At 68.9% G+C, this 20,940-nt stretch carries 25 protein-coding genes and 1 pseudogene; 16 read left to right on the top strand and 10 right to left on the bottom strand.

Going from position 1 to position 20,940, the window contains the following annotated elements; all coding sequences use genetic code 11:
• Window positions 1-9 precede the first annotated feature (9 nt).
• The gene (locus P6281_RS21960; protein WP_008260696.1) at window positions 10-1,200 is read left to right on the top strand and encodes a PPE family protein; all 1,191 of its coding nucleotides are present in this window, start codon (window positions 10-12) and stop codon (window positions 1,198-1,200) included.
• 378 nt (window positions 1,201-1,578) lie between these two features.
• Here P6281_RS21960 and P6281_RS21955 read toward each other — a convergent pair whose 3' ends face one another.
• The 3 genes from P6281_RS21955 to P6281_RS21945 all read right to left on the bottom strand — a co-directional run bounded on the left by P6281_RS21955 (window position 1,579) and on the right by P6281_RS21945 (window position 3,758).
• Window positions 1,579-1,914 carry a TFIIB-type zinc ribbon-containing protein gene (locus P6281_RS21955; RefSeq protein WP_014942886.1) on the bottom strand — a complete coding sequence of 112 codons (336 nt, stop codon included), beginning with the start codon at window positions 1,912-1,914 and terminating at the stop codon, window positions 1,579-1,581.
• A gap of 122 nt (window positions 1,915-2,036) precedes the next feature.
• A complete protein-coding gene (locus P6281_RS21950; RefSeq protein ID WP_008260692.1) occupies window positions 2,037-2,774 on the bottom strand; it encodes a DUF1275 family protein in 738 nt (245 codons plus the stop codon).
• 330 nt (window positions 2,775-3,104) lie between these two features.
• Window positions 3,105-3,758 carry a cation transporter gene (locus P6281_RS21945; RefSeq protein WP_043955849.1) on the bottom strand — a complete coding sequence of 218 codons (654 nt, stop codon included), beginning with the start codon at window positions 3,756-3,758 and terminating at the stop codon, window positions 3,105-3,107.
• Between the two features lie 610 nt (window positions 3,759-4,368).
• Between P6281_RS21945 and P6281_RS21940 the strand changes: the two are divergent.
• From P6281_RS21940 to rplO, 11 genes and pseudogenes are all read left to right on the top strand, one after another.
• Window positions 4,369-4,758 (top strand): annotated as a pseudogene (locus P6281_RS21940) (hypothetical protein); the annotation flags it as partial.
• A 229-nt stretch (window positions 4,759-4,987) separates the two neighbouring features.
• A complete protein-coding gene (rplN, locus tag P6281_RS21935) occupies window positions 4,988-5,356 on the top strand; it encodes a 50S ribosomal protein L14 (protein WP_003403649.1) in 369 nt (122 codons plus the stop codon).
• Window positions 5,357-5,674, top strand: a complete 318-nt coding sequence (rplX, locus tag P6281_RS21930; RefSeq protein ID WP_008260626.1) for a 50S ribosomal protein L24 — start codon at window positions 5,357-5,359, stop codon at window positions 5,672-5,674.
• A gap of 1 nt (window position 5,675) precedes the next feature.
• Complete coding sequence (gene rplE / locus P6281_RS21925) at window positions 5,676-6,239, top strand: 50S ribosomal protein L5 (RefSeq protein ID WP_008260625.1); 564 nt, start codon at window positions 5,676-5,678, stop codon at window positions 6,237-6,239.
• A gap of 4 nt (window positions 6,240-6,243) precedes the next feature.
• Complete coding sequence (locus P6281_RS21920; RefSeq protein ID WP_003873499.1) at window positions 6,244-6,429, top strand: type Z 30S ribosomal protein S14; 186 nt, start codon at window positions 6,244-6,246, stop codon at window positions 6,427-6,429.
• Between the two features lie 244 nt (window positions 6,430-6,673).
• Entirely contained in the window at window positions 6,674-7,072 is a 399-nt protein-coding gene (rpsH, locus tag P6281_RS21915) for a 30S ribosomal protein S8 (RefSeq protein WP_008260619.1), read from the top strand.
• An 11-nt stretch (window positions 7,073-7,083) separates the two neighbouring features.
• Window positions 7,084-7,623 carry a 50S ribosomal protein L6 gene (rplF, locus tag P6281_RS21910; protein WP_008260611.1) on the top strand — a complete coding sequence of 180 codons (540 nt, stop codon included), beginning with the start codon at window positions 7,084-7,086 and terminating at the stop codon, window positions 7,621-7,623.
• Between the two features lie 41 nt (window positions 7,624-7,664).
• A complete protein-coding gene (rplR, locus tag P6281_RS21905) occupies window positions 7,665-8,033 on the top strand; it encodes a 50S ribosomal protein L18 (RefSeq protein WP_008260609.1) in 369 nt (122 codons plus the stop codon).
• A 37-nt stretch (window positions 8,034-8,070) separates the two neighbouring features.
• Window positions 8,071-8,751 (top strand): 30S ribosomal protein S5, encoded by a 681-nt coding sequence (rpsE, locus tag P6281_RS21900; RefSeq protein ID WP_008260606.1) that lies wholly within the window; start codon window positions 8,071-8,073, stop codon window positions 8,749-8,751.
• Complete coding sequence (gene rpmD / locus P6281_RS21895) at window positions 8,748-8,933, top strand: 50S ribosomal protein L30 (RefSeq protein ID WP_009951873.1); 186 nt, start codon at window positions 8,748-8,750, stop codon at window positions 8,931-8,933. The genes rpsE and rpmD overlap by 4 nt, the downstream gene beginning before the upstream one ends.
• Window positions 8,930-9,373 carry a 50S ribosomal protein L15 gene (gene rplO, locus P6281_RS21890; protein WP_008260595.1) on the top strand — a complete coding sequence of 148 codons (444 nt, stop codon included), beginning with the start codon at window positions 8,930-8,932 and terminating at the stop codon, window positions 9,371-9,373. Before rpmD ends, rplO begins: the two co-directional genes overlap by 4 nt.
• Here rplO and P6281_RS21885 read toward each other — a convergent pair.
• The gene (locus P6281_RS21885) at window positions 9,370-10,296 is read right to left on the bottom strand and encodes an LLM class flavin-dependent oxidoreductase (RefSeq protein WP_201408841.1); all 927 of its coding nucleotides are present in this window, start codon (window positions 10,294-10,296) and stop codon (window positions 9,370-9,372) included. The genes rplO and P6281_RS21885 overlap by 4 nt on opposite strands.
• Before the next feature lie 38 nt (window positions 10,297-10,334).
• Here P6281_RS21885 and sppA point away from each other — a divergent pair, with 38 nt between their 5' ends.
• Window positions 10,335-12,122 carry a signal peptide peptidase SppA gene (gene sppA / locus P6281_RS21880; RefSeq protein ID WP_009951876.1) on the top strand — a complete coding sequence of 596 codons (1,788 nt, stop codon included), beginning with the start codon at window positions 10,335-10,337 and terminating at the stop codon, window positions 12,120-12,122.
• 7 nt (window positions 12,123-12,129) lie between these two features.
• Here the strand turns inward: sppA and P6281_RS21875 are convergent, their stop codons facing one another.
• The 3 genes from P6281_RS21875 to P6281_RS21865 are packed head-to-tail and all read right to left on the bottom strand — an operon-like array spanning window position 12,130 to window position 14,900.
• Entirely contained in the window at window positions 12,130-13,044 is a 915-nt protein-coding gene (locus tag P6281_RS21875) for a class I SAM-dependent methyltransferase (RefSeq protein WP_009951877.1), read from the bottom strand.
• A 10-nt stretch (window positions 13,045-13,054) separates the two neighbouring features.
• Complete coding sequence (locus P6281_RS21870) at window positions 13,055-13,963, bottom strand: class I SAM-dependent methyltransferase (RefSeq protein ID WP_029383862.1); 909 nt, start codon at window positions 13,961-13,963, stop codon at window positions 13,055-13,057.
• Window positions 13,956-14,900 (bottom strand): class I SAM-dependent methyltransferase, encoded by a 945-nt coding sequence (locus tag P6281_RS21865; RefSeq protein WP_014385798.1) that lies wholly within the window; start codon window positions 14,898-14,900, stop codon window positions 13,956-13,958. The genes P6281_RS21870 and P6281_RS21865 overlap by 8 nt, the downstream gene beginning before the upstream one ends.
• Window positions 14,901-14,997: 97 nt before the next feature.
• Between P6281_RS21865 and P6281_RS21860 the strand changes: the two genes are divergently transcribed.
• Both P6281_RS21860 and P6281_RS21855 read left to right on the top strand, forming a co-directional pair.
• Window positions 14,998-15,762 carry an SDR family NAD(P)-dependent oxidoreductase gene (locus P6281_RS21860; RefSeq protein WP_014381107.1) on the top strand — a complete coding sequence of 255 codons (765 nt, stop codon included), beginning with the start codon at window positions 14,998-15,000 and terminating at the stop codon, window positions 15,760-15,762.
• Window positions 15,759-16,991 (top strand): zinc-dependent alcohol dehydrogenase, encoded by a 1,233-nt coding sequence (locus tag P6281_RS21855; RefSeq protein ID WP_014381106.1) that lies wholly within the window; start codon window positions 15,759-15,761, stop codon window positions 16,989-16,991. The genes P6281_RS21860 and P6281_RS21855 overlap by 4 nt, the downstream gene beginning before the upstream one ends.
• Window positions 16,992-17,000: 9 nt before the next feature.
• Here P6281_RS21855 and P6281_RS21850 read toward each other — a convergent pair whose 3' ends face one another.
• From P6281_RS21850 to P6281_RS21840, 3 genes are read right to left on the bottom strand one after another with little or no spacing between them, the layout of a single operon-like run.
• A complete protein-coding gene (locus P6281_RS21850) occupies window positions 17,001-17,918 on the bottom strand; it encodes an MBL fold metallo-hydrolase (RefSeq protein ID WP_014942882.1) in 918 nt (305 codons plus the stop codon).
• The gene (locus P6281_RS21845; protein WP_014381104.1) at window positions 17,918-18,571 is read right to left on the bottom strand and encodes an L-fuculose-phosphate aldolase; all 654 of its coding nucleotides are present in this window, start codon (window positions 18,569-18,571) and stop codon (window positions 17,918-17,920) included. The genes P6281_RS21850 and P6281_RS21845 overlap by 1 nt, the downstream gene beginning before the upstream one ends.
• Entirely contained in the window at window positions 18,568-19,548 is a 981-nt protein-coding gene (locus P6281_RS21840; protein WP_041785209.1) for an NAD(P)-dependent oxidoreductase, read from the bottom strand. Before P6281_RS21840 ends, P6281_RS21845 begins: the two co-directional genes overlap by 4 nt.
• A 30-nt stretch (window positions 19,549-19,578) precedes the next feature.
• Here P6281_RS21840 and P6281_RS21835 point away from each other — a divergent pair, with 30 nt between their 5' ends.
• A complete protein-coding gene (locus P6281_RS21835; RefSeq protein ID WP_014381102.1) occupies window positions 19,579-20,940 on the top strand; it encodes a xylulokinase in 1,362 nt (453 codons plus the stop codon).

Genomic DNA, 20,940 nt, shown 5'->3' with positions numbered 1-20,940 from the left:
CCGAGGTGAATGATGGATTTCGCAGCTTTGCCACCCGAGATCAACTCGGCAAGGATTTATGCCGGTCCGGGCCCGGGCTCGATGCTGGCCGCAGCGTCGGCCTGGGCGGGGCTCGCCGAGCAGCTATATGCGGAGGCCGCTTCGTATTCCTCGGTGGTTTCAGGGCTGACGAGCGGACCGTGGCTGGGTCCGGCGTCGGCGGCGATGGCCGCCGCGAGCGCCCCTTTCGTGGCGTGGATGGACACCACTGCCGCCACGGCACAGCAGACGGCTTCGCAGGCCATGGCGGCCGCGGCCGCCTATGAGTCGGCCTTTGCGATGACGGTGCCGCCACCAGTCATCGCGGCCAACCGCAGCCTGTTGCTGTCGCTGATCGCGACCAACATCCTCGGGCAAAACACGCCCGCGATCGCGGCCACCGAGGCACAGTACGCGGCGATGTGGGCCCAAGACGTCGCCGCGATGTATGGCTACGCCGCCGCCTCGGCCAGTGCGTCGCTCCTGACCCCGTTCACCCCGCCGCAGCCCGCCAGCAACCCGGCCGGCCTGGCCGGACAGGGGACCGCGGTCGGCCAAGCTGTCGGCAGCTCGGCCAGCACCGACGCGCAAGCGGTCCTGTCTCAGGTGACCTCCACGGTGCCCACGGCCCTGCAGCAGCTCGCCTCCCCGCTATCGTCCACGTCCGAGTCATCGACGGGGTCGCTGTCGTCGTTGAGTTCGTCGCTCAGTTCCATGAATCCGGCGTTGTCGATGACAAGTTCGGTTGGGTGGATATCGAGTGCGCTGCTCTCGAACGCGAATCAGCTGAAATCTCTGATGCCGGCCGTCACCGCCGCCAGCACCGCAGCTTCGGGACCGGGGCTGACGGGCGCGCTTGCGTCCAGCGCGCTGGGAGCACCCGGCTCAGCAGGACTCGGCGGGGCGGCCGTGTCGGCGGGCGTGGGCCGGGCGGCCACGGTCGGGGCGTTGTCGGTGCCCCAAACCTGGGCATCGGCGGCCCCAGCAATGAGTTCTGCCGCGACGGCGCTGCCCAGCACCAGCCTGGCCACTGCCCCAGGAGCCACAACGGGGGCTCCCGCAAGCATGCTCGGCGCGCCGCTGGCAACGATGGCCGGGCGCGGCATAGGCAACGTCGGCGAAACCGACCTCCGGTTCATGCCCCGCCTGACAGTGCTACCACCCTCGACGACCCTCGGATAACAAAGGAGGAACACCACACCGCCGTAGTCCGGGGCTGTGGCCATATCGAGCAGAAGTGTGGGGTCCCGCCGCACCGCTTCATCTCACATGTGTTAAAAGATGACTCGAGGGGACGCCAGGTCGCGATCGTGAAACGGACCGACACCGTCGCACCGAAAAACGTCAAGCTACGCTGCGATCCGCGCCGCACACAGACGACCCGTTGCGGCGATTTACAAATCAATGCCAGGATCGCGCCGCTCAGATCCTGGGCACGCCGGCGCTGAGTTGGCTGAATTGACTAATTCAAGAACAACCCAGCATGGCATCAGTTACGGCGGACGCTACCGGTAGCAGACCACGACCAATCCTTAACCGGACCGCGTCAACACATCAATGTCAGTGATGTCCGCCGCGATATCCTCCGTGGCGACCACCGTAATAGCCTTCTCCGAACAATCCACCCAAAAATCCTCTAGGGCGGGGATTTTCGACGTACGCGGGCTGCGCTGGGTACTGCGCAGGCGCATACCCTCCCGGCGGTGGCGCGGGTTGGGGTGGCTGTTGGGCGGCGTAGAACTTGGCCTCGGCCTCGGAGAGTTGCTCTAGTTCGCCCCGGTCCAGGAAGACGCCGCCGCAACCCGTGCACTGATCGATCGTCACGCCGAAGCGCTGCACCGGCAGCATCTGCGACACACACCGCGGACACAGCAGCGTTGACTCTTTGGCCTCCATTGATCCGCGCTCGTCTGCCATTTGGACCTCCCTAATCAGGCAACGGCGATGCCTTACCCGCCCAGACTAACAAACTATAAACGCATGCGCATATACGAATGCGCATGGCTTGGGCTCCGCGGTTACCCCGCCGTCGCCTGATCAGCAAGGGAGCGATGCGAGCGCTCGGGGGCCGATATCGCGCGGGCCAATCGGGTGCTGCGCCGCCGGCTATACAGCAGGCTGGCTATCGCGACAGCCAGGCAGGCGGCAGCTGGAAGAAGCAGTGCGTTGTGGCCCAACCGGCCGCCAATGAGGGCGCCCGTCGCGCCGCCGCCGACGAATAGCACCACGGTCGTCGTGAGCACCGCGGCCTTCCACTTGTCCATCCCGTGGCGGCGGCTGCGGCCCAGTATCAATCCGAGGTCGGTGATGGTGCCGGTGAAGTGCGTTGTGCGGATTGCCATCCCGGGCGAGTTCGAGGTCATCGCGTTTTGCAGCCCGCACGCGGCCGCAGCCAGCAGCGCCTTGAACCCGGGAATCTCGATACCGGCTGCGGCCAACAGCAGCGCGGCCTCGGCGAGCAGGACCGCGGCGTGGCGCGCACTGGTGTGGGTTTGCACCGGCGCCAGTACAGCGCCGGCCCCGGCGGCTCCGGCCAGAAATCCGCCTACGATCAGTGCGATCATGCAGCTCTCGTACAGCAGCGGATTGGCTGAATCCATGCCCAGCTGGGTGCTCAACGCGGTCAGGTTGCCCACCGGAAACGCCAAGACCAGCAGCGCCACCGAATTGATGAATCCGGCAACCCCGGCCAGCAGCCCGTTGTAGCCGAGCACCAGCGCCCGCAGGCGCGTCTCACGGGTTGGCGTGTCCGGCATGTCTTTCCTGTCCGGTGATAGGCGGTGGCACAACGCTACCAAGACCGCGTTAAGAGAAGTCGCCTCCGCCCAACGCTGCTGCCCGAGAAAACCTATAAAATTTCGGATTGGGGGCCACTGCTGGCGCCATCACAACTGCCAGTCGCCATGGTTGTTCGACATGGGAGGTGCCCGCATAGCGGGCCCATTGGTGAACGCGAGTTATGGAGTAGTCCCAAAGGCGGGGGTGGTCAGCGATCCGGCACAACCACGGCCGATGGCGGAGGTCACCAGCAGCCGCCTGCCCCATCCCCCCGCGGCTGACGGTGCTCGCTGACGTGTCGTTCTGATTCAACATCCACAGTCCTCGCCGCGCCAGGCTCGAATGCCTTGCCACACGGCGACCGCGGCGATCGCAAGCCCGATCGCCGGATCAAACCACCAGCTCCCCGGCCAGTGGGCAGTTACCGCCAGGCCGACCAACACCGCGGCGGCCTGGGCCGCACAAAGATAGTTCTGGGTACCTTCGCCAGCGGTGGCCGGCGAGCCCAGCCGGACGGCGAGTTGCTTTTTGGCCCGGCCGAGGATAGGCATCGCCAACAAGGTAGCGGCCGTCAACACGATACCGATCATCGACGTCTCAGCGTGGTGCCCACCAGCGAGGTGCCGAATAGATTCGGCGGCGATGTAGGGGGCTGTCAGCCAAAACGACACCGCAACACCGTGCTGGGCGCGCCGTTCGGCGGTCTCGGACAGAGTCCGCGAGCCGGTGAACCGCCACGCCACCATCGCGCTGGCCAAGCCCTCTGGCGCGCTGCTTAGCGCCCACCCAGTCAGTGCGATAGACCCGACCGCCAGGCCCTGCCACAGCCCCACGACACCCTCGGTGAGCATCGCGATCAGGCTGACCCAGGCCAGACGCCGCGCCCAACGCGCGGCGCGATGCCATTCCCCGTCCCGCGCCAGAGACGTCTGCCCGACGTGCGTGGACTCCGCGCAGCACAGATCATCTGCAAGCTCGGTGGGATCGCCGACTGGACGGAAACTACTCACGAGGTTGGCTCCGTTAGCCAGCCGTCCGCGCCGCAGCTCGGGCACAAACCCACCGCATGGCCCATCACGGCCGACACGGCCCCCGAATAGCTGAGCCCATCAGCGAATGAGTGCTGCATCAACCGGGACAACAAAGTCAGCCCCGGTGGATCGGACACCGCCACGCCTCGGAGATGTAGGCAAACAGCGCATATCGATATCACCGACCGCTCCAAAACCACCAGCTGCAACTCATTAATAGACTGCAACATTTGCACTGGGCCATCTTATAGCCGGCGCGCAACCGCCCCGGCACCGCCACACTGTGACGGCTTCCGTTGAATTTGCGCAACATGGTGCGCGCACGCTCACTCCCATCCCGGGGTTCTGCGGTGGTAAACATCGAGGTCTCAGATGGCAGTGCTGATCCCGGTGCGGAGTTCTCAGCCCTGGCGTGGCGCGGTGGACTCCGATGAGGTGACGATGTGGCGCATCCAACCAGCACTCGCCGTGTGCCCGGTTTGCGGATCCTTAACGCGAATCCTTCTAGGCCCAAAGTAAGCGGGCACATTCATGACTTATCACTAACCTCAAGGCGCTGTGCCGTACGCATCATTTGGTGAAAACGTTTTGGGGCTGGCAGGAAAAGCAGCTGCCCGATGGCACGCTGATCTTCACCTCCCCGGCCGGGCACACCTATGTGACCACCCCGGGCAGCGCGCTGTTGTTTCCCAGCTTGTGCGCGGCCACCGGCGCGATCGCGGCCCCCGAAGCCGACCCGCCCCCGAACCACTGCGGCCAGCGCACCGCGATGATGCCCCAACGCCGCCGCACCCGCACCCAAGACCGCGCCACCCGCATCGCAGCAGAACGCAAACACAACCGCGACGCCCGGCTGGCCCGGCGGGCCCCGTCGGCGACCTGCTCCTGGCCCACCGTCTACGGTCCCGACGACGATCCGCCGCCGTTCTAGGTGCAGAATTTCCTGATCTCGATGCCGTCGGAGCGGAATTTGGCTCTGAGCTGGTCGTCCCCTAGACTCTAGGGGTTGCCTTGGGCAGACCTCGGCCGGTGCGAATCGGCCCCGCGTGCCCTTCGGTGACAAAGACCGCGCACGTCAGGTTTTTGGTGGGTCATGCCCGCCGAATGCTCACCCAGGTGGGTTCTCCTGCCGTGCACACGCAACCAGGTCAGGAGATCGAGTGATTCAGCAGGAATCGCGGCTGAAGGTCGCCGACAACACCGGCGCCAAGGAGATCTTGTGCATCCGTGTGCTCGGCGGTTCGTCGCGACGCTACGCCGGCATCGGCGATGTCATCGTCGCCACCGTCAAGGACGCCATCCCCGGCGGCAACGTCAAGCGTGGGGACGTCGTCAAGGCCGTCGTGGTGCGCACGGTCAAGGAGCGCAGGCGCCCCGACGGCAGCTACATCAAATTCGACGAGAACGCCGCGGTGATCATCAAGCCCGACAACGACCCACGCGGGACGCGCATCTTCGGGCCCGTCGGCCGCGAACTGCGCGAGAAGCGGTTCATGAAGATCATCTCGCTGGCTCCGGAGGTTTTGTAGATGAAGGTCAAAAAGGACGACACCGTCCTGGTGATCGCGGGTAAGGACAAGGGCGCCAAAGGCAAGGTGCTCAAGGTCTACCCCGAGCGCAACCGGGTGCTGGTCGAGGGCGTCAACGCCATCAAGAAGCACACCGCGATTTCGACCAACCAGCGCGGAGCCCAGTCGGGCGGAATCGTCACCCAGGAAGCCCCGATCGACGCGTCCAACGTGATGGTGGTCGACTCGGACGGCAAGCCGACCCGCGTCGGCTACCGGGTCGACGAGGAGACCGGCAAGCGCGTCCGCATCTCCAAGCGCAACGGCAAGGACATCTGACATGACCACTGCAGAGAAGGTGCAGCCGCGCCTGAAAGAGCGCTACCGCAACGAGATTCGCGATGCGTTGCACAAGGAATTCGGCTACGGCAACGTGATGCAGATCCCGACGGTGACCAAGGTCGTCGTCAACATGGGTGTCGGCGACGCCGCCCGGGACGCGAAGTTGATCAACGGCGCCGTCAGCGACCTGGCGCTGATCACCGGGCAGCGGCCCGAGATCCGTCGCGCCCGCAAATCCATCGCGCAGTTCAAATTGCGTGAGGGCATGCCGATCGGCGCGCGGGTCACCCTGCGCGGGGACCGGATGTGGGAGTTCCTCGACCGTCTCACCTCGATCGCGCTGCCCCGTATCCGCGACTTCCGCGGCCTTTCGCCCAAGCAGTTCGACGGTGTCGGCAACTACACCTTCGGGCTGGCCGAGCAGTCGGTGTTCCACGAGATCGACGTGGACAAGATCGACCGGGTCCGCGGCATGGACATCAACGTCGTCACCTCGGCGACGACTGACGAAGAAGGACGAGCGCTGCTGCGGGCCCTCGGCTTTCCCTTCAAGGAGAACTGAGTAAATGGCAAAGAAGGCACTGGTCAACAAGGCCGCACGCAAGCCGAAGTTCGCGGTGCGCGGCTACACGCGCTGCAACAAGTGCGGCCGGCCGCGCGCGGTCTTCCGCAAATTCGGCCTGTGCAGGATCTGCCTGCGCGAGATGGCGCATGCGGGCGAGCTGCCCGGCGTGCAAAAGAGCAGCTGGTAAACAGCGCAAACCCCCAGACCAACCCAGAAAAGTGCGCGACAGGCCCGGGCCGGGAACCACCGCGAGGAAGGTGACAGACACTGTCATGACTGCGACATCGACGATGCAGAGCGCAGCGATGAAGAGGAGTGGCGCTCGATGACTGCGACAGCGACGAAGCAGAGCGCAGCGATGAAGAGGAGTGGCGCTCGATGACTGCGACAGCGACGAAGCAGAGCGCAGCGATGAAGAGGAGTGGCGCTCGATGACTATGACGGACCCGATCGCAGACTTCTTGACACGTCTGCGCAACGCCAATTCGGCGTATCACGACGAGGTGACGTTGCCGCACTCGAAGCTCAAGGCGAACATCGCCCAGATCCTCAAGAGCGAGGGCTACATCAGCGATTACCGCACCGAGGATGCTCGGGTCGGCAAGTCGCTGATCGTTCAGCTCAAGTACGGGCCGAGCCGGGAGCGCAGCATCGCCGGCTTGCGCCGCGTGTCCAAGCCCGGCCTGCGGGTGTACGCGAAATCCACCAATCTGCCGCGCGTGCTCGGCGGCCTGGGAGTGGCGATCATCTCCACCTCCTCGGGCCTGCTGACCGACCGCCAGGCAGCCCGACAGGGCGTGGGCGGCGAAGTCCTCGCGTACGTGTGGTGAGGGGGTAAAAGATGTCGCGTATTGGTAAGCAGCCGGTTCCGGTTCCCGCCGGAGTCGACGTAACGATCGACGGTCAGAAGGTCTCGGTGAAAGGCCCCAAGGGCACGCTGGATCTGACCGTGGCCGAGCCGATCACCGTGGCGCGCAACGACGATGGCGCGATCGTGGTCACCCGCCCCAACGACGAGCGGCGCAACCGCTCGCTGCACGGGCTGTCGCGCACCCTGGTGTCCAACCTGGTCACCGGCGTGACGCAGGGCTACACCACCAAGATGGAGATCTTCGGTGTCGGTTACCGCGTGCAGCTCAAGGGCTCCAACCTCGAGTTCGCGCTGGGCTACAGCCATCCCGTGGTGATCGAGGCGCCCGACGGCATCACGTTCGCCGTGCAGTCGCCGACGAAGTTCACCATCACCGGGATCGACAAGCAGAAGGTCGGCCAGATCTCGGCGAACATCCGCCGTCTGCGTCGCCCCGACCCGTACAAGGGCAAGGGCGTGCGCTACGAGGGCGAGCAGATCCGCCGCAAGGTCGGAAAGACAGGTAAGTAATCATGGCGCAATCACAAGCTGGCGCCGCCGCGCGAAAGCCGGTGGGGCAGAGCGTATCCGCGACTCGGCGCGTCTCTCGGCTGCGCCGGCACGCCCGGCTGCGCAAGAAGATCGAGGGCACGCCGCAGCGTCCGCGGCTGGTGGTCAACCGATCCGCGCGACACATTCATGTGCAACTGGTCAACGACGAGAACGGGACCACGGTGGCCGCCGCGTCGTCGATCGAGGACGACGTGCGCAGCCTGCAGGGGGACAAGAAAGCCCGCAGCGTGCGGGTGGGCCAGCTGATCGCGGAGCGCGCCAAGGCCGCCGGCATCGACAGCGTGGTCTTCGACCGCGGCGGATACACCTACGGCGGACGGATCGCGGCGCTGGCCGATGCCGCACGCGAGAACGGATTGCAATTCTGATGACTGAGAACGTGTACACGACTGGAAGGACCGCATAATGGCGGAGCAGCCCGCCGGCGGACAAGGCGCCGGCGACAGCCGTGACTCGCGCGGTGACCGCGACAGCCGCGGTCGGCGCGGCGACGGCGGTCGTGGCCGCGACCGCGACGGCGACAAGAGCAACTACCTGGAGCGGGTCGTCGCCATCAACCGCGTCTCCAAGGTGGTCAAGGGTGGTCGGCGATTCAGCTTCACCGCGCTGGTGATCGTCGGTGACGGCAACGGCATGGTCGGCGTCGGCTACGGCAAGGCCAAGGAAGTTCCCGCCGCCATCGCCAAGGGCGTCGAGGAGGCCCGCAAGGGCTTCTTCCGGGTGCCGCTGATCCGCGGGACCATCACGCACCCGGTGCAGGGTGAAGCGGCCGCCGGCGTGGTGCTGCTGCGCCCGGCCAGCCCGGGTACCGGTGTGATCGCCGGCGGCGCCGCCCGCGCGGTGCTGGAATGCGCTGGCGTGCACGACATCCTGGCCAAGTCGCTGGGCAGTGACAACGCCATCAACGTGGTGCACGCGACCGTCGCCGCGCTCAAGCTGCTGCAGCGCCCCGAGGAGGTTGCCGCCCGCCGCGGACTGCCCATCGAGGACGTTGCGCCGGCCGGAATGCTCAAGGCGCGACGGGAAAGCGACGCGCTGGCCAGTGCGGCGGCACGTGAGGCGCAGATTTCGGGGACCCAACCATGAGCAGTCAACTGAAGATCACCCAGGTGCGCAGCACCATCGGGGCCCGCTGGAAGCAGCGTGAGTCCCTGCGCACCCTCGGCCTGCGACGGATCCGCCACTCGGTGATCCGCGAGGACAACCCGCAGACCCGCGGCCTGATCGCGGTGGTCAGCCACCTGGTCGAGGTAGAGGAGGCCAAGTGACTATCAAGCTGCACGACCTGAAACCCGCCCGCGGCTCGAAGACCGCCCGCACCCGCGTCGGTCGCGGTGAAGGCTCCAAGGGCAAGACCGCCGGCCGCGGTACCAAGGGCACCAAGGCGCGCAAGAACGTGCCGGCCACCTTCGAGGGTGGTCAGATGCCGATCCACATGCGGCTGCCCAAGCTCAAGGGGTTCCGCAACCGGTTCCGCACCGAGTACGAGATCGTCAACGTCGGCGACCTCAATCGGCTTTTCCCGCAAGGCGGTTCGATCGGCGTGGACGAGCTGGTGGCCAAGGGCGCCGTTCGCAAGAACTCGCTGATCAAGGTCCTCGGCGACGGCAAGTTGACCGTCAAGGTCGAGGTGACCGCGCACAAGTTCAGCGGCAGCGCACGCGAGAAGATCACCGCCGCCGGCGGCTCGGCCACCGAGCTGTCCTAACTCAGCTGCGGAATCACTTCCGCGGCAAGGCGTTCCATCTGCTCGCGGTTCTCGCTCGCGTCGATGCCGACGGGATTCAGTAACAGCATCTGCGCCCCGGCGTCGATGACCTCGCGCAGCCCGCGGGCCACGTCGTCGGGGGTGCCGGAGACCGGCACGTCCTGCACGCCGGGCATCCGCCCGTAGATGCGATCCAGCCCGGCGAGCACGCGTTCCCGCGCCCTGGCGGCGTCGTCGTCGACCGTCAGGTAGACCCGCTTGGCGATGGTGAACCCGGCGGGGTCCTTGTGTTGCGCGTCGAGCTCGCGGCGCACGACGGCGACGGCCCCGGCGAACGACTCGGTGGTCGACGAGCCGGCGCCCAGGAACGAATCGCCGTGCCGCACGGCGCGGGCCAGGGCCTTCGGGGCGAGGCCCCCGAACCAGATCGGCGGGTGCGGTCGTTGCACCGGCTTGGGCGCGACGGGCAGGTCGTCGACCTCGCGGAAGCGGCCGTGGAACGTCACCCGGGGGTCGTCGGACCAGGCGGCCTTCATCAGCTCCAGGCCCTCGGTGAAATACGAGATGAAGGTGTCCCTGTCGACGCCGAAGGCGGCGAATTTCCGCCGCCCGCCACCGGGGGCGACACCCACGTCGAGGCGGCCGTGGCTGAGCCGGTCGACGGCGGTGATCGCCGAGGCCAGCTGCAGCGGTTCGTGCAGCGACGTCACCAGCACGCCGACGCCCAGGCGCAGCCGCTCGGTGCAGGCGGCGCAATAGGCCAGTAGCTCCATCGGGGCCAGCAGCGGCGCGGGTCCGATGATCTGTTCGAGCACCCAGCCACCCTCGAACCCAAGCTCCTCGGCGCGGGTGAGAAAGGACCGCAGCCCCGCCGCGTCGAACGTCTCGTAGTCGAACTGCGGGATGGCGATGGAAAACCTCACCGGACCACCGTACGGTGGCCGGTCGGTAGTCTGCAGGCATGTTCGCTTTCCTGCCCTCGATACCCGGTTTGTCAAAAGGCGCGGACGAGGTGCGCGCGCTGGCCGACCGGGTCGACACCGCACGTCATCACGGCGTGCCCAACGGCTGCGTGCTCGAATTGGATCTGCGCTCAATGCCGCCGGAGACGTCGGGGTTCGACCCGCTGGCGATGATCACCGGCGGGAGCCGTCCGGTGTCGCTGCGCGACACGGTGTCCGCCATCTACCGGGCGGCCGAGGATCCGCGGGTCGCCGGGCTGATCGCCCGCGTGCAACTGACGGCGTCGCCGTCGGCCGCGGTGCAGGAGCTGCGCGAGGCCATCGTCGCGTTCACCGCCGCCAAGCCGTCACTGGCCTGGGCCGAGACCTACCCGGGCACGTTGTCGTACTACCTGGCCTCGGCCTTCGGCGAGGTCTGGATGCAGCCGGCGGGAAGCGTCGGGCTGATCGGCTTCGCCAGCAACGCCACCTTTTTACGCGACGCGTTCGACAAGGCCGGCATCGAAGCCGAAGTCGTCGCGCGCGGCGAATACAAGTCGGCGGCAAACCGTTTCACCGAGCACGGCTTCACCGAGGCCCACCGCGAGGCCGTCACCCGGATGCTCGAGAGCATCCGGGAGCAGGTGTGGGAAGCGGTGGGGACATCACGCAAGCTCGACGCCGCCGCCCTGGACGCCCTGGCCGATCGCGCCCCGCTGTTGCGCGAGGAGGCCGTGTCCTCGGGCCTGGTCGACCGTATCGGATTCCGGGACGAAGCCTATGACCGCATCGCGGAACTGGTTGGCGTGAAAGATGTTTCGGAGGAGAATGCGCCGCCGCGGCTGTATCTGTCGCGCTACGCCGGCGCGGCACGGTCGCGGCTGATCCCGCCGGCGCCGTCGGTGCCCGGTCGCCGGCCCAAGCCGACGGTGGCCGTCATCAACGTCGACGGCACGATCGTCGACGGGCGCGGTGGACCCCAGTTCCTGCCGTTCGGCACCTCCACGGTCGGCAGCGACACCATAGCGCCGGCGCTGCGGGAGGCCGCCGCCGACGATTCGGTGTCGGCGATCGTGGTGCGCGTCAATAGCCCCGGCGGCTCGGTCACCGCGTCGGAAACCCTGTGGCGCGAGGTGAAAAAGGCCCGCAAACGGGGCAAGCCGGTGGTGGCGTCGATGGGGTCGGTCGCCGCCTCCGGCGGTTACTACATCGCCGTGGCGGCCGACGCGGTCGTCGCCAGCCCCGCGACGATCACCGGTTCGATCGGCGTGCTCACCGGCAAGCTGGTGATCCGTGATCTGCTGGGGCGGCTGGGCGTCGGCTCGGACACCGTGCGCACCAACGCCAACGCCGACGCCTGGGCGATCGACACGCCGTTCACGCCGGAGCAGCGCGCCCACCGGGAGGCCGAGGCCGACCTGCTGTACGCCGACTTCGTGGCGCGGGTGGCCGACGGGCGCAACCTGACCAAAGACGCCGTCGACCGGGTCGCGCGGGGCCGGGTCTGGACCGGCGCCGACGCGCTGGAGCGGGGCCTGGTCGACGAGCTGGGCGGGTTCCGAACCGCGCTGCGGCGCGCGAAAATCCTTGCCGGACTGGACGAGGACGCCGACGTGCGCATCGTCACCTACCCGGGCGGTTCGCTGCTGGACATGCTTCGGCCCCGGGCGTCCTCGCAGCCGGCCGCCGCGTCGCTGCCCGACGCGCTGGGGGCGCTGCTGGGCCGCACCATCGGCGGCATCGTGGACAACGTCGAACGGTCCGTCAGCGGCGCCAGCGCGCTGTGGGCGGGGCCCTGGCGGCTCTAGGGTTTAGCTAGCCGCCGAGCCTGCCGCTGATGAAGACGATCTCACCGAGCGGGTCGTCGTCCTCCGGGGCGCGCACGTCGAACCCGCCGCGCTCGAAAAGCTCGGTGCGGGTCACGCCCTCGGCGTGCCACCCGGTGCTCGACAGGTAGTCCACGACATGGTTGCGGTCGCCGGTGTAGACCAGCGACGCCATGTCGATGTCCACGCCGTGGTCCCGGAACGAACCGGACATCTCCCGCACCTTCTCGGCGTCGAAATCCACGATGCCGGGCACGAATTCGGTGGCGATGGTGCTGCCGGGCGCGCTGAGCGCGGTGATGTTGTCGAACAGCCGGTCCTGGGCGTCCGGCGGCAGGTAGATCAGCAGGCCCTCGGCCAGCCACGCCGTCGGTGCGGTCGTATCGAACCCGGCGTCCTTCAGCGCGGTCGGCCAGTCCGCCCGCAGGTCGATGCCGACGGTGCGCCGATCGGCGGTCGGCTCGGCGCCGATGCCGGCCAGCGTGCTGGTTTTGAACTCGATCACCTGGGGCTGGTCGATCTCGTAGACGACCGTGCCGTCCGGCCACGGCAACCGGTAGGCGCGCGCGTCCAGCCCGGAGGCCAGGATCACCACCTGACGCACGCCGGCGCCGACGGCGTCCATGAAATAGTCGTCGAAGTACCTGGTGCGCACCGTCATTCCGTCGATCATCGCCTGAACGCGCACCGACGAGGCGTTCTCGATCGCATCGATGTCGAGCTCGCCGTCCATCATCTTGGTGAAGAATTCCACCCCGACCGCCCGCACCAGCGGCTCGGCGAACGGATCGTTGATCAGACCCCGCGGATCCTTCGTCGCCATCGCCCGCCCCGCCGCGACCATCGTCGCGGTGGCGCCGACGCTGGACGCCAGATCCCAGTTGTCGTCGTGAGTGCGTGGCATGGGAAAAACCTTACTCGAGCGTCGCGGCGACGTAGCTCAGCTCACCGAAGGTGGCCGCCATCTCGTCCTCGGGAAACTCAAACCCGTTGCGGGCGTATAGTTCCCGGGCGGGATGCGCGCTCACCTGCCAGCCATGGCCGTTCAGGTAGTCGACGACGACGTTGCGCTCGCCCCGGTAGAACAGGTCGGCCGCATTCAGGTCGAAGCCGAAGCGCTGCCACCGCTCGGAGATGCGGCGCAGGCGCTCGTCGGAGAACGCGTCGGGGTCGGGCACGTGTTCGGTCGCCACCCGGCTGCCCGGCGCGGACAGCGCGGTGATGTTGTCGAACAGCCGGTCCTGCGCCTCGGGCGGCAGGTAGGGCAGCAGCCCCTCGGCGCTCCAGGCGGTCGGCTGGGTGACGTCAAAACCACCGTCGCGCAAGGCCGCCGGCCAGTCGTCGCGCAGGTCGATGCTGATCGTGCGGCGCTGCGCGGTGGGGGCGGCGCCGAGGCCGGCCAGCGTGTCGGTCTTGAAGGCGATGACGTCGGGCTGGTCGATCTCGTAGACCACGGTTCCCGCCGGCCACCGCAGGCGGTAGGCCCGGGTGTCCAGGCCGGAGGCCAGGATGACCGCCTGCTTGATGCCCGCGTTCGTCGCGTCCAGGAAGAAGTCGTCGAAAAACCTGGTGCGCACCGTGATCTGCTCGGCCCGCGCCCGGCGGTTGAACAGCGGGTCGTCCTCGAAGTCGATCTCGCCGTCGATGATCCGGATGAAGGGATCCAGGCCGACGGCGCGGACCAGCGGGTCGGCCAGCGGATCGTCGAGCAGCGCGTCGGGACCCTTCGACGCGACCGCGCGGGACGCGGCGACCATGGTCGCCGTCGCCCCCACGCTGTGTGCCGGCCCCCAGCTGTCGCCCTCGGCGCGCCCCTCACTCATAGGTGCCGCTCGTGTAGAGCATCTCGCCCATCCGCATGTCGTCGTCGCCGAGCGGGTCAAGCCCGTTGGCGGCGAACAGATCCCGGATGCTGGCGCTGTTCAGGCGCCACCCGTGAGCGGCCAGGTAGGGGGCGGCCTCGTTGCGGTCGCCGAAGTAGACCAGCCCCGCCATGTCGAGATCGAAGCCGTGCGCGCGCCAGCGCTCGGAGATCGCCTGCATGCGCTCCTTGAGCTTCTCGTCGTCGCCGGGTGCGGGGTTGGGCGCGCTCTCGGTGGCCAGCCGGCTGCCCGGCGCGCTGAGCTCGGTGATGGTGTCCAGCAGGCGATCCTGTGCCTCCGGCGGCAGGTAGCCGAGCAGGCCCTCGGCGCTCCACGCCGTCGGCTGGGCGGGATCGAATCCGGCGTCCTTGAGCGCTGTGGGCCAGTCGTCGCGCAGGTCGACGGCCACCACGCGCCGCTCGGCGGTGGGGGCGGCGCCCAGCTCGGCCAGCGAGCGGGTCTTGAATTCGATGACCTGCGGCTGGTCCACCTCGTAGACCACCGTCCCGGCCGGCCACGCCAACCGGTAGGCCCGCGCGTCCAGCCCGGAGGCCAGGATCACCGCCTGCTTGATGCCCGCGTTCGTGGCGTCCATGAAGAATTCGTCGAAGAACTTGGTGCGCACGGCCATGTTGTCGGCCATCCGCGACATTGCCCCGGCGGAGCTGGCGGCGCCGTCGTGGACGTCGTTCAGCTCGGCCGGGTCGAGCTCGCCGCTGGCCAGCCGGGAGAGCAGGTCGACTCCGACCGCCTTGACCAGCGGCTCGGCGAACGGGTCGTTGATCAGCGGGCTCTCGGCGCGGGTGGCCATCGCCCGGGCCGCCGCGACCATGGTGGCGGTCACGCCGACGCTGGAGGCGAGGTCCCAGGTGTCGCCCTCGTACCTGGTGGAAGTCATGGTGGTGCCCCTATCGGAGGTAGTCAATCTAATATTTAGCCGATATAACAAGCTTCCCCCACTGTACGCTTCCCGCGATTCGCGGCAACCTTTACTGATGGCGTACGAGCGGGTGCTGATCACGGGCGCTTCGTCGGGTCTGGGCGCGGCCCTGGCCCGGCGTCTGGCCGGCGGTGGCGCAGTGGTCGGGCTGGTCGCGCGCCGCCGGGATCGGCTGGCCGAGGTCCTGGCCGACTGCCGGCGTACCGCCCCGGGATCGGCGATGTGGGTCGCCGACCTGGCCGACACCTCCGCGCTGCGTGACCTGGCGGCGACCGCCTGGGACACGCTCGGGGGCATCGACGTGCTGATCAACAACGCGGCCGTCCCGAAGCGGCGCCCGGTCACCGCGCTGGATCCCGACGAGGTCGAAGAGGTCATGCGGGTCAACTTCTTCGCCCCGATGCGGCTGACGCTGGCCCTGTTGCCGCGGATGCGCGAGCGGGGATCGGGCATGATCGTCAACGTGTCCAGTGTCGGCGGCCGGCTCGGGATAATCCACGAAAGCGCCTACTGTGCAAGCAAATTCGCGCTGTGTGGCTGGAGCGAGGCGATGGCCGTGGACCTGCACGGCACACCTATCGCGGTGAAGCTGATCGAGCCCGGCCCGGTGGACACGGAGATCTGGGATCACCCGGGCAGCGAGGAACCCCTCTACCGGGGTCCCAAGGTTTCCGCCGACGAGGTGGCCGACGGCATCCTCGCCGCCCTGGGCACCGAGGGCTTCGAGCATTACGTGCCGGACATGAAACCGGTCGTCGACGCCAAGAACGCCGACCTCGACGCGTTCATCGCCGGGGCGGCGGGGCTGGCGGCGCCATGAGGGCGCTGGTCTACGGCGTGCCACCGGAGCCCTTCGAGGTGCCCGAGCGCGCCAACGCGCTCACCCAGAACCTGGCCCGCACCCCGACCGCGCTGCGCGAGGTGCCGGATCCGCAACTGCCGCAGGAGGACTGGGTGCTCACCCGGCCGCGGCTGACCGGCATCTGCGGGTCGGATTCCAAGCAGATCCTGATGGACTTCGGCGAAGGCGACGCCGACAACGCCATGTCCGCGTTCTGTTCGTTCCCGCAAGTCCTGGGCCACGAGGTGGTGGCCGACGTGGTGGCGCTGGGCCCCAGGGCGCGCGGCCTGCAGGTGGGGCAGCGGGTGGTGCTCAACCCGTGGCTGTCCTGCGGGCCGCGGGGCATCGCGCCGCCCTGCCCGGCGTGTCAGGCCGGCGACTACAGCCTGTGCTGGAGCTTCACCGACGGCGCCCTGAGCCCCGGCATCCACACCGGCGTCTCGGCCGACGTGACGGGCGGCTACGCCGAATTGATGCCCGCCCACGACAGCATGCTGTTCGCGGTTCCGGACTCGATCCCCGACGAGGCGGCCGTGTTCGCCGACCCGTTCTCGGTGTCCCTGCACGCGGTCACCCGCCACCCTCCGCCCGATACGGGCCCGGTGCTGGTGTACGGGGCCGGCTCGCTGGGTTTGTGCGCGGTCGCGATCCTGCGGGCGCTGTATCCCGACGTGGCCGTGGCCGTGATAGCCCGTTTCGGTGCCCAGGCCGAGCTGGCCCGCCGGTTCGGCGCCGCGAAAGTCCTTGCCCACGAGCCGCGTTCGGACCTCATCGAGGAGCTCGTGGCGTGGGGCGGTGGCCGGCTGCGCCGGCCGCTGCTGGGCCTGCCGATGGCCCACCCCGGCGCGGTCGACGTCGTCTACGACACGATCGGAAAGCCCGAGACCTTCGAGGTGGGCGTCCGGGTCCTGCGCTCGCGGGGCACCCTGGTGAAGGCCGGCGTGCACGCGCCCGGCCGCTGGGAGGACAGCCCGCTCTACTTCAAAGAGGTTTCCCTGGTGGGCTCCAACGCCTTCGGCGTCGAGGAGGTCGACGGGCAGCGCAAGCACGCCATCGCCCACTACCTCGACCTGGCCGGCGCCGGACGCGTCGACCTGCGTCCCATGCTCACCCATACCTTCGGGTTGGCGCGGTGGCGCGACGCTTTCTGGGCGCTCGCCGATCAGGGCGAGAGCGGCGCGGTCAAGGTGGCGATCGATCAGCGGTGACCTCGCACGTCACAGGGCTGGAATGTCCAGCCACTCACCGACTTCGAATTCGTCGCCGAGCGCGCGGATCGTCGCGCCGCCGCGGCCGGGGTAGTGCGCGGGTATCACCGTCGCTGTCGCCTGCGCGGCCTCGGTGAAGATGCGGCGGCGGGTCACTGCGGCCGCGGCGGCGTCGATGTCGAAGGCGCACGCGTCGCCGGGGCGACGCACCTGCAACGGGCTGTGGGTGAGATCACCGACGAAGACCGCGGGTTGGCCCGCGTCCAGCCAGAGCACCGAGGAGCCCGGCGTGTGCCCGGGGGCGGGCCGCAGCCGCAGCGAATCGCTGACCGCGTAGTCGTCCGACCACCGGATCAGTTGCCCCGCAGCGTCGATGGGTAACACGCTGTCCGCGAACACCAGCTGGTCGCCGCGCTGCTGGGCAGCTTCGGCTTCGGTGCGCGGCGACCGCCGCGCGGCGGGCCCGTCGGGTTCGAAGTGGCGATAGTCGGCGGCGGGCAGCAGGTACCGGGCGTTGGGGAACGTCGGCACCCAGGTGCCGTTGTCCAGCATGGTGTTCCAGCCGACGTGGTCGGAGTGCATGTGGGTGTTGACCACCACGTCGACGGCGTCGCGCTCGACGCCCGCCGAACGCAGCGCGGCCAAGAACGCCGTGTTCAGGTGGTCCAAGGGCGGCATGTGCGGGCGCAGCCGATCGTTGCCGACGCCGGTGTCGACGATGACCGTCAGGCCGTCGACCTGAATGACCCAGCTCTGGATCGCGATGTGCCACTGATCGGTGTCGGGATCGAAGAAGTCGGGCACCAGCAGGTCGGCATTGTCGTGCCACCCCGACGGCGGGATATGGGGAAAAGACTTGGCGCCCAACGAGAATCGCAGTTCGACTACCCGCGCCAGGGTGGCGCGGCCGAGCCGGAACCGCCGCATCAGGCGTTGGCCCGCAGATAACCGTAGACCGCGGCGAAGTTTTTGTTGACGTCCTCGGGGATCGGCACCGGCCCCCCGAGAGCGCGTGCGCCCCAAACGATTTGGGCGGTGCGCTCCACCAGCGCGGTGACATGTAAAACCTTGTCGGGCCGCGGTCCCACCGCCACCAGGCCGTGGTTGGCGATCAGGGCGGCGGCGCGGCCCTCGAGCGCGGCGACCGCGTTGGTACCCACGTCGGCGGTCCCGGACGCGGCGTAATCGGTGCACCGGACGTCCCCGCCGCAATACACCGCGAACTCGTCGATGCACGCCGGGATCGGTTGGTGGGCGATGGCGAACATGGTCGCCCACACCGGATGACTGTGAATGACGCTGCCGATGTCGTCGAACGCGGCAAAGCAGGCCAGGTGCAACTGCATCTCCGAGGACGGCGACCGGCCATCGGCCGCCTGCAGCACCGAGCCGCCCGGATCGACCAGCACGAGGTCGTCGAGCTGCATGTCGCGGTAGTCGACGGAAGACGGGGTGATGACGATGTTGCCGTCGGCGCGGCGCGCCGAGATGTTGCCGGCGGTGCCCTCCACCAGGCCCCGGCGCAGCATGTCCTTGGCCGCGTCCAGCACCGCGGTCTCCGCGTTCTCGACGAATTTCATGGGCCTAGTACCTCCGGGTTGACGAGATGGGCGGGCGCGTCACCCTTCAGCAGCGCCTCGAGGTCGTCGGCCACCATCTGCGCCTGCCGGGCCTCGGTGTTCCAGGTCGCGCCGCCGATGTGCGGGGTCAGCACGACGTTTGCCATCCCCACGAGCGGATGGTCGGCCGGCAGCCATTCGCCGGCGAAGTGATCCAGGCCGGCGGCGGCCACCTTGCCCGCGACCAGGGCGTCGACGAGCGCGTCGGTGTCGTGCAGCTGGGCGCGGGCGGTATTGAGGAAGACCACGCCGTCGCGCATGGCCGCGAACTGCCCGGCGCCGATCATGCCGGCCGTGTCATCGGTGACCGGCGCGTGCAGCGACACGATGTCGGCCTCGGCCAGCAGCTCGTCGAGGCTGTGGCGCGCGTCGGGGTTGTACGGGTCGTGCGCGATGACCCGCAGGCCCAACCCGGACAGCCGCCACTGGGTGGCGCGGCCGACGGCGCCCAGGCCCACCAGCCCGGCGGTGCGCCCCGCGATCTCGCCGCCGCGGAAACGCTGATAGGGGATGCTGCCGTCGCGAAAGATGTTGCCGCTGCGCACATCCGCGTCCGCGGGCAGCACGTGGCGGGTGGCGGCCAGCAGCAGCGCCACCGTCATCTCGGCGACGGCGTCGGCGTTGCGGGCCGGGGTGTTCAGCACCGGGATGCCGGCCGCGGTGGCCCCGGCGATGTCGACGTTGTTGGGGTCGCCGCGGGTGGAGGCGATCGCGCGCAACCCCTGGGCGAACACCGGGCCGCGCACCGAATCGCTTTCCACCACCACGATTTCGGCGCCCTCGCTCGCGATCCGTTCGGCCAGCTGCTCGGCGCTGTAGATGCGCAGCGGGGTCTGCTCGATCCAGGGGTCATAGATCACGTCGGCCAGTTCCCGCAGCTTGGCGAAGCCCGGGCCCCGCATCGGGGCCGTGACCAAGGCGCGCGGTTTGGACGTCACGAATGCCAATGCTGGCGTACGGTGACGCCCGTGTCACGCATAGACGTCACAATCGGCATCGACGTCGGCAGCACCGCGGTCAAGGCGATAGCCGCCGACGCCGACGGCAACGTGGCGGCGCGGGTGCGCATCCCCCACGCGCTGCGGGTCCCGGCGGCCGACCGCCTCGAGCACGACGCCGACGAGGCGTGGCGGCGGGGGCCGTCGGCGGCCCTGGCCGAACTGGCCGACCGGACCGATGTCGCGGCGGTGGCCGTCTCGGCGATGGTGCCGTCGATGACCGCCGTCGACGCGACGGGCACGCCGATCACGCCGGGGCTGCTGTACGGCGACGGCCGGGGCCGCACCCCCGGCGGGGACGCGCAGCCCCTGCCCGCGCTCGGCGAGGCGGCGGAGTTCCTGCGGTGGACGGCCGCGCAGGAGCCCGACGCCGCCGGCTACTGGCCCGCGCCGGCGGTGGCCAACCACGCGCTGGCCGGCGACGCCGTGATCGACATCGCCACCGCCGCCACGGCGTTCCCCCTGTTCGACGGGACCGGCTGGGACCCCGCCGCGTGTGCCGAGCGCGGCGCCCGCATCGAGCAGATGCCGCGGGTGGAAAGCATGGGGGCCGTCGTCGGGGAGGTGCGGGGCAGCGGCGCCGCGCTGGCCACCGGCGCGATCGACGCGCTGTGCGAACAGATCGTGGCCGGCGCCGACCGCGACGGCGACGTGCTGGTGATGTGCGGCACCACGCTGATCGTGTGGACGACCATTTCCGAGCCCCGGCAGATGCCAGGGCTGTGGACCATTCCCCACACCACGCCCGGCAAGAGTCAGATCGGCGGGGCGAGCAACGCCGGCGGGCTGTTCCTCGGCTGGGTGGATCGCGTTGTGGCGCAAGCGGATCCGACGGCCGTCGAACCCGGCCGCGTACCGGTGTGGTCGCCCTACCTGCGCGGCGAGCGCAGCCCGTTCCACGACCCGGACCGCCGCGGCCTGCTCGAGGCGCTGGATCTGACCCACGACGCCGCCGCGCTGCGGCGGGCCGCCTACGAGGCGTCGGGCTTCGTGGTGCGCCAGCTCATCGAACTGTCCGCCGCGCCGGTGTCGCGCATCGTGGCCACCGGCGGCGGCACCCGGGTCGGGCCGTGGCTGCAGGCCATCGCCGACGCCACCGGGCGCCCCGTCGAGGTGTCCGCGGTGGCGGAGGGGGCCGCGCTGGGGGCCGCCTTCCTCGCCCGCATGGCCGCCGGCCTGGAGACGACGATCGCCGACGCCGCCCGGTGGGTGCGCACCGAGCGCGTCGTCGAGCCCGATCCCGTATGGGCGGCGGCGGTCGAGGACCGCTACCACCGCTTCCTACAGATGGCAGAGCGCCGATGTGGCGCGGTGGCACCACCGCCGTTCTAG

It is taken from the genome of Mycobacterium sp. 5-140-3-2, assembly GCF_035666375.1.
GTDB classification, from domain to species: domain Bacteria; phylum Actinomycetota; class Actinomycetes; order Mycobacteriales; family Mycobacteriaceae; genus Mycobacterium; species Mycobacterium intracellulare.
This window is presented reverse-complemented; position numbering and strand designations above follow the sequence as displayed.